Source organism: Streptomyces sp. NPDC059850 (assembly GCF_042731515.1).
Taxonomy (GTDB): domain Bacteria; phylum Actinomycetota; class Actinomycetes; order Streptomycetales; family Streptomycetaceae; genus Streptomyces.
The window spans coordinates 1-13,285 of the sequence record NZ_JBHWJI010000109.1; the positions used below are offsets into that span (position 1 = coordinate 1).

At 72.6% G+C, this 13,285-nt stretch carries 1 protein-coding gene; it reads left to right on the forward strand.

Annotated elements, in window-relative coordinates:
- A partial coding sequence (locus ACFV9T_RS41695) for an SDR family NAD(P)-dependent oxidoreductase (protein ID WP_385448877.1) occupies positions 1 to 13,200 on the forward strand: 13,200 nt, incomplete at its 5' end.
- Positions 13,201 to 13,285 lie beyond the last annotated feature (85 nt).

Below are 13,285 nucleotides of genomic sequence, written 5' to 3' on the forward strand. Positions count from 1 at the left end.
CGTGGTGGCGCAGCGGACGCGCTGTTCCGCGTGGACTGGATCGCGGTCCCGACCGCGTCCGGATTCAACGGGCGCGTGGCGGTCGTGGGCGCGGACATCCCCGGCCTCGGTGCCCTCGGTGTCGAGGCCGAGACGTACGCGGATCTGGCCGCGCTGGTCGAGGCGGTCGCGTCCGGTGCCACGGCACCGGACCACGTGGTGGTGTCCGCGCGGACGGCCTCGGGCGAGGCCGACTCGCCTGCCACCGTGGCGCATCAGAGCGCCGATCACGTCCTCGCTCTGCTGCAGACATGGCTGGCCGAGGACCGGTTCGCGGACTCGCGTCTGGTCGTCCTCACCCAGGGCGCGGTGTCCACGGGCACCGACGACCCGGTGACCGAGCCCGCGCAGGCGACCGTGACCGGCCTGATCCGCTCCGCGCAGTCGGAGAACATCGGGCGCGTCATCCTGGTGGACCTGGATGACCACGCGGACTCGCCCGCCGCTCTCCCCGCCGCCCTGGAAGCGGGCGAGCAGGAACTCGCCGTACGCCAGGGCGCGGTCATGACTCCGCGTCTGGCCCGGACCGCCATCGCCCCGGCCACCGACCGGGAGCCCGCCGTCTTCGACGCGGACGGCACGGTACTGATCACCGGTGCCGGTGGCACGCTGGGCAATCTCTTCGCCCGCCATCTGGTGACCGAGCGCGGTGTACGACGGCTGCTGCTGGTCAGCCGCCGTGGTGACCAGGCTCCCGGTGCCGCTGAACTGACGGCTGACTTGGCCGAGTTGGGCGCCGAGGCGCAGTGGGTCGCCTGCGACGTGGCCGACCGGGACGCGCTGGCTCGCGTCATCGCGTCCGTTCCCGCCGAGCATCCGCTGACGGCCGTCATGCACACCGCCGGTGTGCTGGACGACGGTGTGATCGGATCGCTGACCCCGGAGCGTATGGCGGCTGTGCTGCGCCCGAAGGTGGACGCGGCCTGGAACCTCCACGAGCTGACGGCGGACCTGGACCTGGCCGCCTTTGCGCTGTTCTCCTCCGCCGCTGGTGTCTTCGGTGGCGCGGGGCAGGGCAACTACGCGGCGGCGAACGCCTTCCTCGACGCCCTGGCCCAGCACCGCCGCGCCCAGGGCCTGCCCGCCACGTCCTTCGCCTGGGGCCTGTGGGCCGAGTCCGGCGGCATGGCCGGAGACCTGGACGAGGCGGAGATCGCCCGCCTCCAGCGCGGCGGCATCGGCGCCATCACCGCTGACCAGGGCCTGGAGCTGTTCGACCTGGCGGACGCCGCTGACGAGGCGCTGCTGGTGCCGGTGCCGCTCGACCTGGCGGCGTTGCGTGAGCAGGCGGGTGCGGGGATGCTGCCGCCGCTCTTCCGTGGCCTGGTGCGCGTACCGCCGAGGCGGGCTGCTCGGGCCGCTGCGGCCGCGCGGTCCGGTGCGCTGGCGCGGCAGCTGGCCGGGGCCTCCGTGGCCGAGGCCGAGGCGATCGTGCTGGGTGTGGTGCGTGCGCAGGTGGCGGCCGTACTCGGCTATGCCGGGCCCGAAGCGGTCGAACCGCAGCGTGCGTTCAGTGAGGTCGGTTTCGACTCGCTCACGGCTGTCGAGCTGCGCAACCGTCTGACCTCGGTCAGCGGTGTCCGGCTGCCCGCCACGCTGATCTTCGACTACCCGAACCCGATCGCCCTCGCCACGTTCCTGCGGGCCGAGGCCCAGGGCAGCCAGGAGGATGTGGCCGGACCGGTCGCGGCTGTCAGGGCGGGGGATGACGAGCCGATCGCCATTGTGGCGATGAGCTGCCGTTTCCCCGGTGGCGTGGCCTCGCCCGAGGACCTGTGGAAGCTGGTCACCGAGGGCACGGACGCCATCACCGACATGCCCACCGACCGTGGCTGGGATACCGAGGCGCTGTACGGCGACGACCCGGATCAGCGGGGCACCAGCTACGCCCGCAACGGCGGCTTCCTGCACGACGCCCACCACTTCGACCCGGTGTTCTTCGGCATCAGCCCGCGCGAAGCCCTCGCGATGGATCCGCAGCAGCGGTTGCTGCTGGAGACGTCGTGGGAGGCGTTCGAGCGTGCGGGCATCGACCCGGGGACCGTGCGCGGGAGCCGGACCGGTGTCTACACGGGCGTGATGTACAACGACTACGGCACGCTGCTGCACCGCGCGCCGGATGGTCTTGAGGGCTACATCAGCACCGCGAGTTCGGGCAGCGTTGCTTCGGGCCGCGTCTCGTACACGTTCGGTTTGGAGGGCCCGGCGGTCACGGTCGATACGGCGTGTTCGTCGTCGCTGGTCACCCTGCACATGGCGGTGCAGGCGCTGCGTAACGGCGAATGCTCGCTCGCCCTGGCGGGCGGTGTCACCGTGATGGCCACCCCCGGCACCTTCGTGGCGTTCAGCAAGCAGCGCGGCCTCGCCACCGATGGCCGCTGCAAGCCGTTCGCGGCCGCCGCTGACGGTACGGCGTGGGGCGAGGGTGTCGGCATGCTGCTCGTGGAGCGGCTGTCGGACGCGCGGAAGAACGGTCACCCGGTGCTCGCGGTCGTACGCGGCTCCGCGATCAACCAGGATGGCGCCTCGAATGGTCTGACGGCGCCCAACGGCCCGTCCCAGCAGCGCGTCATCCGGCAGGCGCTCGCCAACGCCCGACTGTCCGCCGCAGAGGTGGACGCCGTCGAGGCGCACGGTACGGGTACGACGCTGGGTGACCCGATCGAGGCGCAGGCGCTGCTCGCCACCTACGGGCAGGAGCGCACCGAGGACGTGCCGCTGTGGCTCGGTTCGGTGAAGTCGAACTTCGGGCACACGCAGGCTGCGGCCGGTGTTGCCGGGCTCATCAAGATGGTCAAGGCCATCGAGCACGGTGTGCTCCCCAGGACGTTGCACGTGGACGAGCCGTCGCCGCATGTGGACTGGTCGATGGGCGCGGTGTCGCTGCTCACCGAGCAGTTGGAGTGGCCGGAGACCGGCCGTCCGCGTCGCGCCGCCGTGTCGTCGTTCGGCATCAGTGGCACCAACGCGCACACCATCATCGAGCAGGCCCCGGAGCCCCGGCAGGAGCTGGACGCGCAGCAGGACACCCCGGAGACCGGCGGTGCGCTGCCGTGGCCGCTGTCCGCCAGGGGCGAGGCGGGTTTGCGCGCGCAGGCCGCCAAGCTGCTGGCCCACCTCGACGCCGACCCGGGTCTGCGTCCGGCCGACATCGGCTACTCGTTGGCCACCACCCGCGCCGCCTTCGATCGGCGCGCGGTCCTGGTGGGCACCGACCGGGACGACTTCATCCGCGCCCTGACGGCGCTGGCCCAGGGTGAGGTTCCGGTCCAGGCCATCGGGACGTCCGACAAGACGGCGTTCGTGTTCCCGGGGCAGGGCTCGCAGTGGGCGGGCATGGCCGTGGAGTTGATGGACACGGCACCGGCGTTCGCGGCCCGTGTCCACGAGTGCGCCGCCGCGCTGGCGGAGTTCACCGACTGGTCGTTGGTGGATGTGCTGCGGGGCGTGGAGGGTGCGCCGTCGCTGGAGCGCGTCGATGTGGTTCAGCCGGTGCTGTTCTCGGTGATGGTGTCGCTCGCTGAGCTGTGGCGTTCGTTCGGCGTCGAGCCGTCTGCGGTCGTCGGTCACTCGCAGGGTGAGATCGCGGCCGCGTGTGTGGCGGGGATTCTGTCCTTGCAGGATGCGGCGCGTGTGGTGGCGCTGCGGAGCCAGGCGATTGGCCGGGTGCTGGCGGGTCTGGGCGGCATGGTGTCGGTGGCGCTTCCCGTGTCCGAGGTACGGGAGCGGATCGCGCCGTGGGGCGAGGAGCGCATCTCGGTGGCGGCCGTCAACGGCCCCTCGGCCGTGGTGGTTTCGGGCGAACCGGCCGCGTTGGATGAGCTGCTGGCGTCCTGCGAAGCGGATGGCATAAGGGCCCGCCGGGTGCCGGTGGATTACGCGTCGCACTCCGCGCAGGTGGAGCTGTTGCGCGATGAGCTGCTGGAGCTGCTGGCCCCCGTACAGCCGCAGGCGGCCACGGTGCCGTTCCTGTCGACGGTGACGGGGGAGTGGGTCGAGGGTCCGGAGCTGGACGCCGAGTATTGGTTCACCAACCTCCGTCGCACCGTCGAACTCGAAGGCGCCGTCCGGCGACTGCTCGACGAGGGCTTCGGTGTGTTCATCGAGTCCAGCGCCCATCCGGTGCTGACGATGGGCGTGCAGGACACCGCCGAGGACGCCGGGCTGGACGCGGCCGCGATCGGGTCGCTGCGCCGTGACGCGGGTGGCCTGGACCGCTTCTGGACCTCCCTCGGTGAGGCGTGGTCGCAGGGCGCGTCCGTGGACTGGGACACGGTGTTCGAGGGGACCGGCGCACGCCGTACAGACCTGCCCACGTACGCCTTCCAGCACGAGCGCTACTGGATCGAGGTCCCGGCCACGGTGGGCGATGTCGCCTCCGCCGGTCTGGGCGCCGCCGGTCACCCGCTGCTGGGCGCGGCCGTCGAACTGCCGGACTTCGAGGGCTTCCTGTTCACCGGACGGCTGTCGTTGGAGACGCATCCGTGGCTGGCCGATCACGCGGTGATGGGTTCGGTACTGCTGCCCGGTACCGCGTTCGTGGAGCTGGCCGTACGCGCTGGTGAGCAGGTCGGTTGCGATCTGGTGGAGGAGCTGACCCTTGAGGCGCCGCTCATCCTGCCCGAGCGCGGCGGAATTCAGCTGCAGATCGCCGTGGCCGCCCAGGACGACTCCGGCCGCCGCGCCCTTGCCTTGCACTCGCGTCCCGATGTGGGCGATGACGAGGTGCCGTGGGTGCGGCATGCCACGGGTGTGCTCGTGGAGAGCGCGCCGCTGTCGGCCCCGTCGTTCGAGCTGAGTGTCTGGCCGCCCGCCGGTGCCGAGCGGATCGAGATCGACGGCCTCTACGAGGGGCTGGCCGAGGCGGGCTTCGGCTACGGCCCGGCCTTTCAGGGAGTACGGGCCGCCTGGCGGGGCGACGGCGAGGTCTACGCCGAGGTCGCGCTGCCCGAGGGCGTGGAGCCCGGCGCGGACCTGTTCGGTCTGCACCCCGCACTGCTGGACGCCGTACTGCACGCCATCGCCCTGGGCGACTTGGCCGAGAACCTGGACGGGGTCGGACTGCCCTTCTCCTGGACGGGTGTCCGAGTGCATTCGGTGGGTGCGGACAGCGTGCGGGTGCGGCTGTCGTCGGCCGCGAACGGCACGGTGGCGCTGCAACTGGCCGATGTGACCGGTGCCCCGGTGGCGTCGGTGGAGCGGCTCGCGTTGCGTGCGGTGTCCCCGGAGCAGCTGGGTGCCGATCAGGCTCGTGGTGGCGCAGCGGACGCGCTGTTCCGCGTGGACTGGATCGCGGTCCCGACCGCGTCCGGATTCAACGGGCGCGTGGCGGTCGTGGGCGCGGATGTCCCCGGCCTCGGTGTCCTCGGTGTCGAGGGTGAGACGTACGCGGATCTGGCCGCGCTGGTCGAGGCGGTCGCGTCCGGTGCCACGGCACCGGACCACGTGGTGGTGTCCGCGCTGGCGGCCTCGGGCGAGGCCGACTCGCCCGTCGCCATGGCGCACGAGATCGCCGACCACGCTCTGACCCTGCTGCAGACGTGGCTGGCCGAGGAGCGCTTCGCGGACTCGCGCCTGGTCGTCCTCACCCAGGGCGCGGTGGCCACCGCCGCCGACGACCCGGCGACCAGCCTGGCCCAGACGACCGTGACCGGCCTGATCCGCTCCGCGCAGTCGGAGAATCCCGGCCGCGTCATCCTGGTGGACCTCGACGGCCACCCGGACTCGCTCACCGCCGTCCCCGCCGCCCTGGAATCGGGCGAGCAGGAACTCGCCGTACGCCAGGGCGCGGCCAAGGCGCCGCGTCTGGCCCGCGCCACCGCTCCCGCTGCCGACCAGGAGATCCCTTCGTTCGGTCCGGACGGCACGGTGCTGATCACCGGCGCCGGTGGCATGCTGGGCAATCTGTTCGCCCGCCATCTGGTGACCGCGCGCGGTGTACGTCGGCTTCTGTTGGTCAGCCGCCGTGGCGATCGGGCTCCCGGTGCCGCTGAACTGACGGCTGAACTGGCCGAGTTGGGTGCGGAGGCGCAGTGGGTCGCGTGTGACGTGGCCGACCGGGACGCGCTGGCTGGCGTCATCGCGTCCGTTCCCGCCGAGCATCCGTTGACGGCCGTGATGCACACGGCCGGTGTGCTGGACGACGGCGTGATCGGGGCCCTGACCCCGGAGCGTATGGCCGGTGTGCTGCGTCCGAAGGTGGACGCGGCGTGGAACCTGCATGAGCTGACGGCGGATCTGGACTTGGCCGCGTTTGTGCTGTTCTCGTCGGCCGCTGGTGTCTTCGGTGGCGCGGGGCAGGGCAACTACGCGGCGGCGAACGCCTTCCTGGACGCCCTCGCCCAGCACCGCCGTGCCCAGGGCCTGCCCGCCACCTCCCTCGCCTGGGGCTTGTGGGCCGAGGCCAGCGCCATGACCGGGGAGCTGGATGAGGCGGAGATCGCCCGCTTGCGGCGCGGCGGTGTCGTCGCTCTCACCGCTGACCAGGGCCTGGCGCTGTTCGACCTCGCGGACGCCGCTGACCAGGCACTGCTGGTGCCGATGCCGCTCGATCTGGCCGCACTCCGCGCTCAGGCGAGCGTCGGGATGCTGCCGCCGCTCTTCCGTGGTCTGGTGCGCGTACCGCCGCGTCGGGCAGCTCAGGCCGCTGCGGCGGCGCAGTCCGGTGCGCTGGCACAGCAGCTGGCCGGGACGTCCGACGCCGAGGCCGAGGCGATCGTGCTGGAGGTGGTCCGTACGCAGGTGGCGGCCGTACTCGGTTACGTCGGGCCCGAAGCGGTCGAACCGCAGCGCGCGTTCAGCGAGGTCGGTTTCGACTCGCTCACGGCTGTCGAGCTGCGCAACCGTCTGACCTCGGTCAGCGGTGTCCGGCTGCCCGCCACGCTGATCTTCGACTACCCGAACCCGATCGCCCTCGCCACGTTCCTGCGGGCCGAGGCCCAGGGCAGCCAGTCGGACGCGGCCGCACCGGTCGTCGCCTCCAAGGTGGTCGACGACGATCCCATCGCCATCGTCGCGATGAGCTGCCGTTTCCCCGGCGGGGTGACGTCGCCCGAGGAGCTGTGGAAGCTGGTGGTGGACGGCACGGACGCCATCACCGACATGCCCACCGACCGTGGCTGGGACATCGAGTCGCTCTACGACGACGACCCGGACCAGCGCGGCACCAGCTACGCCCGTAACGGTGGCTTCCTGCATGACGCCCCCGACTTCGATCCGGTGTTCTTCGGGATCTCGCCGCGTGAGGCCCTCGCCATGGACCCGCAGCAGCGGTTGCTGCTGGAGACGTCCTGGGAGGCGTTCGAGCGCGCGGGCATTGACCCGGCCGGGCTGCGGGGCAGCCAGACCGGTGTCTACACGGGCGTCATGTACAACGACTACGGCTCGCTCCTCTACCGCGCGCCCGATGGTCTTGAGGGCTACATCAGCACCGCGAGTTCGGGCAGTGTGGCGTCGGGTCGGGTGTCCTACACCTTTGGCTTGGAGGGTCCGGCGGTCACGGTTGACACGGCGTGTTCGTCGTCGCTGGTCACCCTGCACATGGCGGTGCAGGCGCTGCGTAACGGCGAATGCTCGCTCGCGCTCGCGGGCGGTGTGACCGTGATGGCGACCCCGGGTACGTTCGTGGCGTTCAGCAAGCAGCGTGGCCTCGCGACCGACGGCCGGTGCAAGCCGTTCGCGGCGGGCGCCGACGGTACGGCGTGGGGCGAGGGCGTGGGCATGCTCCTCGTGGAGCGGCTGTCGGACGCGCGCAAGAACGGCCACCCGGTGCTCGCGGTCGTACGTGGCTCCGCCATCAACCAGGACGGTGCGTCCAACGGCCTCACCGCCCCCAACGGACCGTCCCAGCAGCGCGTCATCCGCCAGGCCCTCGCCAACGCCCGGCTCACCGCCGCCGAGATCGATGCGGTCGAGGCGCACGGTACGGGTACGACGCTGGGTGACCCGATCGAGGCGCAGGCGCTGCTGGCCACGTACGGTCAGGAGCGCGCCGAGGACGCGCCGCTGTGGCTCGGTTCGGTGAAGTCGAACTTCGGGCACACGCAGGCTGCGGCCGGTGTCGCCGGGCTCATCAAGATGGTCAAGGCCATCGAGCACGGTGTGTTGCCGCGCACGCTGCACGTGGATGAGCCGTCGCCGCATGTGGACTGGTCCATGGGTGCGGTGTCGCTGCTGACCGAGCAGTTGGAGTGGCCGGAGACCGGCCGTCCGCGCCGGGCCGCCGTGTCGTCGTTCGGCATCAGTGGCACCAACGCGCACACCATCATCGAGCAGGCCCCGGAGCTGCGGCAGACGGACCGTAAGGCCCCCGTGGAGCCCCGGACTCTTCCGGCGCTGCCGTGGGTGGTGTCCGGCAAGAGCGAGGACGCCGTGCGGGCTCAGGCCGCCCGGCTCCACGGCCATGTGGCCGAGCACCCCGACCTGGACCCGGTGTCGGTCGGCTACTCGCTGGCCACCGCCCGTACGGCGCTGGAGCACCGGGCGGCCGTCGTCGCAGGTGACCGCGCCACCTTCCTGGACCGGCTCGCCGCGCTGGCCGCTGGCGAGTCCGCTGCCGGAGTGGTGGAGGGCGTGGAGACCCGGGGCAAGGTGGCGGTTCTCTTCACCGGCCAGGGCAGCCAGCGCCTGGGGATGGGGCGCGAGCTGTACGACGCGTACCCGGTGTTCGCGGAGGCGCTGGACACGGTCTGCGATGCGCTGGACCGGCACCTCGAACAGCCGCTGAAGACGGTGGTGTTCGGGGACGACGCCGAGGCGCTGGACCAGACCGGTTACACCCAGCCCGCGCTGTTCGCCATCGAGGTGGCGCTGTTCCGCCTCGTCGCATCGTGGGGCGTGAAGCCGGACGTGGTCTCCGGCCACTCCATCGGCGAGATCGCCGCCGCGCATGTCGCGGGTGTGCTCTCGCTCGCGGACGCGGCGAAGCTGGTGGCGGCTCGCGGCCGGTTGATGCAGGAGCTTCCGGCGGATGGGGCGATGATCGCCGTCCAGGCGTCGGAGGACGAGGTGGCGCCGCTGCTCACCGAGGGCGTCAGCATCGCCGCCCTCAACGGACCTGCGTCGGTGGTCGTCGCCGGTGAGGAGAATGCCACCGTCGCGGTCGCCGCGTCCTTCGAGGCGCGGGGTCGTAAGACCAAGCGACTCACCGTCAGCCACGCGTTCCACTCGCTGCTGATGGAGCCGATGCTGCAGCCGTTCCGTGAGGTGGCGGAGAGCCTGACGTACCACGCCCCGAAGATCCCGGTGGTCTCCAACCTCACCGGCGGTGTCGCCGGTGAGGAGATCGTGACGGCCGACTTCTGGGTCCGCCACGTCCGGGAGACCGTCCGCTTCCTAGACGGTGTCCGCGCGCTCGAAGCGCAGGGCGTGACGACGTACGTCGAGCTGGGCCCAGATGGTGTGCTCACCGCCATGGCGCAGGAGTCCGTCACCGCTGAGGACGCGGCGTTCGTGGCCGCCCTCCGCAAGGACCGCCCCGAGGCCGAGAGCCTGACGACCGCCCTTGCTGCTCTGCACACCCGGGGTGCGGCGCTGGACTGGGAGGCGTACTACGCGGGCACGGGGGCGCAGCGCGTCGAGCTGCCCACGTACGCCTTCCAGCACGAGCGGTACTGGATCGAGGTCCCGGCCTCGGTGGGCGATGTCGCCTCCGCCGGTCTGGGCTCCGCCGATCACCCGCTGCTCGGCGCGGCCGTCGAACTGCCGGACTCCGACGGCTTCCTGTTCGCCGGGCGGCTCTCCCTCCACACCCACCCCTGGCTCGCCGACCACACCGTGGCCGGTACCGCGCTGCTGCCGGGCACGGCCTTCGTCGAACTGGCGATCCGGGCGGGCGACCAGGTGGGCTGTGACCTGCTGGAGGAGCTGACCCTTGAGGCGCCGCTGATCCTGCCCGAGCGGGGCGGCGTCCAGCTGCGGCTGACCGTCGGCGTGCCCGACGCGGACGGACGCCGGACCCTGGAGGTCTACTCCCGCCCGGAGCCGGACGCGGGCCGGGGCGACGGCGCGGACCAGCCGTGGAGCCGTAACGCCAGCGGTGTCCTCGCGTCCGGCGCGGCCACCGACACTGCACAGACCCTGGCCGAATGGCCGCCCGCCGAGGCGGTCGCCATCGAGCTGGACGATTTCTACGAGCGGTTCGCCGCCGCCGGTATCGGCTACGGTCCCGCGTTCCAGGGGCTGACGGCCGCCTGGCGGCGCGGGGACGAGGTCTTCGCCGAACTCCGGCTGGAGCAGCGGCAGCAGACCGAGGCCGCGCTGTTCGGGCTGCACCCGGCACTGCTGGACTCCGCCCTGCACGGCGTGGCGCTCGGCGACTTCGTGGGCGCCGACACCGACGGGATCCGGCTGCCGTTCTCCTGGAGCGGTGTCACCCTCCACACGTCGGGCGCCACGGCGCTCCGCGTACGGATCGCACCGGCCGGGCCGGACGCGGTGGCCGTGGCCGTCGCGGACGAGAACGGCGGCGCGGTCGCGTCGGTGGACTCCCTGATGCTGCGGAGCATCGCCCCGGAGCAGCTGCACGCGGCCCAGGTGACCTACCACGACTCGCTGTTCCGGCTGGAGTGGGCCGCCGTGCCCGCGCCCTCGGTTGGCCCTGAGGCCACCCGCTGGGCCCTGGTCGACGCGGCCGCGACGGACGGTACGGACGGTACGGACACCCTGGGGCTCATCGCCGCGCTGGAGTCCACCGGCGCCGAGTGCGATGTGTTCCCCGACCTGGCCGAGCTGGCGGCCGTGGTGGCCTCCGGCGGGCAGCGGCCGGACGTCGTCCTCCTCCCGCACACCACGACTGCCGCCACCTCCGGTGATGTGGCCGAGGGCGCCAGGCTGGTCGCCCACGCCGCGCTGGAGAGTGCGCAGGCGTGGCTCGCGGAGGAGGGCTTCGCCGGGGCACGGCTGGCGTTCGTCACCCGTGGCGCGGTCGCCACGGGCCCGGACGCCGAGGTGTCCGACCTGGCGAACGCGCCCGTATGGGGTCTGATCCGCACCGCCCAGACCGAGAACCCGGACCGGTTCCTGCTGCTGGATCTGGACGGCGACGAGGCACCGGCCGCCGCGCTCACGGCGGCGGCGAACAGCGGTGAGCCGCAGCTCGCCGTTCGCGCGGGCGGCCTGTACGCGCCCCGGCTGGCCAAGATGGCCACTGATCCGGCGCCGAAGGAGGGGCTGCCCGGGTTCGACCCGGACGGCACGGTGCTCATCACCGGCGCCACCGGTGTCCTCGGCGGGCAGCTCGCCCGCCATCTGGTGGCCGGGCACGGCGTGCGGCATCTGCTGCTGGGCAGCCGCCGGGGGCACAGCGCCGAGGGAATGCCGGAGCTGATCGCCGAACTGATGGAGCAGGGCGCGGAGGTGACCGTCGCGGCCTGCGACGTGGCCGACCGCGACGCGCTGTCGGCGATGCTGGCCGAGGTGGACCCGGCGCATCCGCTCACCGCCGTGGTGCACACGGCGGGTGTGCTGGACGACGGGCCGCTGCCCGCGCTCACCCCGGACCGGATCGACACGGTGTTCCGGCCGAAGGTGGACGCCGCCCGGAACCTCGACGAGCTGACCCGCGATCTCGACCTCAGCGCGTTCGTGCTGTTCTCGTCCGTAGCGGGCACCTTCGGTGCGCCGGGCCAGGCCAACTACGCTGCCGCGAACGTCTTCCTGGACGCCCTCGCCGCGCAGCGCCGCTCCGCCGGACTGCCCGCCCTCTCGCTGGCCTGGGGCATGTGGGACCAGCGCAGCGCGATGACCGGCACCATGACGGACGCGGACGTACGGCGTATCGCGCGCTCCGGGATGGCGCCGCTGTCCTCGCGGGACGGCCTGGAGCTGTTCGACACGGCGTGTGCGCTCGACGGTGAGGCGGTGCTCGTACCGCTCCATCTGGACACCGCGCCGCTCCGGGAGCAGGCCGCCGAAGGCGCGCTGCCCGCCGTGTTCCGCGGACTGGTCCGGGCGACGCCCAAGCGGCGTACGGCAGCCGCGGCGGCGGCCGACGCGGGCGGCCCCTCGCTGGCGCGGCGACTGGCCGGGCAGGACGAGGCGGAGCGGGAGAAGACCCTGCTGGACCTGGTCCGTGGCCACGCCGCCGTGGTCCTCGGCTTCGAGGGCCCGGAGGCCGTGGGGGCCGCGCGTGGCTTCCTGGAGCTGGGCTTCGACTCCCTGACCTCCGTCGAGCTGCGCAATCGGCTCAATGCCGCGACCGGGCTGCGGCTGCCCCCGACGCTGCTCTTCGACCACCCGACGCCCGAGCTGGTCGCCCGGCAACTGCTCACCGGGCTGGCCGGTTCGGTGGCCGCCGAGGGCGGTACGACGTCGGGTGCCGGGCAGCCGGAGACGGCGGGCGCGGAGCCGTCGGCCGTGTTCGGCGCGATGATGCGGGAAGCCGAACAGCTCGGCCAGCAGGGGGAGTTCACCCGCATGCTGATGGAGGTCTCGCGGTTCCGGCCCTCGTTCTCGAACGCCGCCGAGCTGGACAAGGCGCCCACGCTGGTGCGGCTGTCCAGCGGGGACACGCGGCCCGCGCTGGTGTGTTTCCCCTCGATCCTGTCGATCGGAGGCCCGCACCAGTACGCCCGGTTCGCCGCCGGATTCCGTGGCCACCGGGACGTCTGGTCGCTGGGCAACCCCGGATTCGTCGCCGGGGAGCGGCTTCCGGCGAACCCGGAGGCGGTGATCGAGGCGCAGGCCGAGGCGGTGCTGCGACAGACCGACGGGCAGCCGTTCGTGCTGCTGGGCCACTCCTCGGGCGGGCTGCTCGCCCATGAGGTGGCCGCGCGGCTGGAGAGCACCGGGGTCTTCCCGGACGCGGTGGTGCTGCTCGACATCTACTCGCACGACCCGGAGGCGGCCATGGCACTCCAGCCCGGTCTGCGGGCCGGGATCGGCGAGCGGAGCACGGGCCCCGTGCCGGTGGACGACGCCCGGCTGCTGGCCATGGGTGCGTACTTCCGGCTGTTCGGGCAGTGGCAGCCCCGCGAGGTCAAGACGCCGACCCTGCTGGTCCGGGCCGAGGAGCAGTTCTTCGACTGGTCCCGCGACGGGGACTGGCGGTCGTACTGGGAGCTGCCCCACTCCGTGCGCGATGTGCCGGGACACCACTTCACCATGATGGAGGACCACGCCGGTACGACCGCGCGAGCGGTGGAGGACTGGCTGTCGGACTGACGGGCGCTCCGGCGCGCAAAGGGCCGGGCCCCGCCCCCCCCCCGGGGGGGGGGGGGCGACGCGGGCCCCGCGCGGGGGCGGGGGC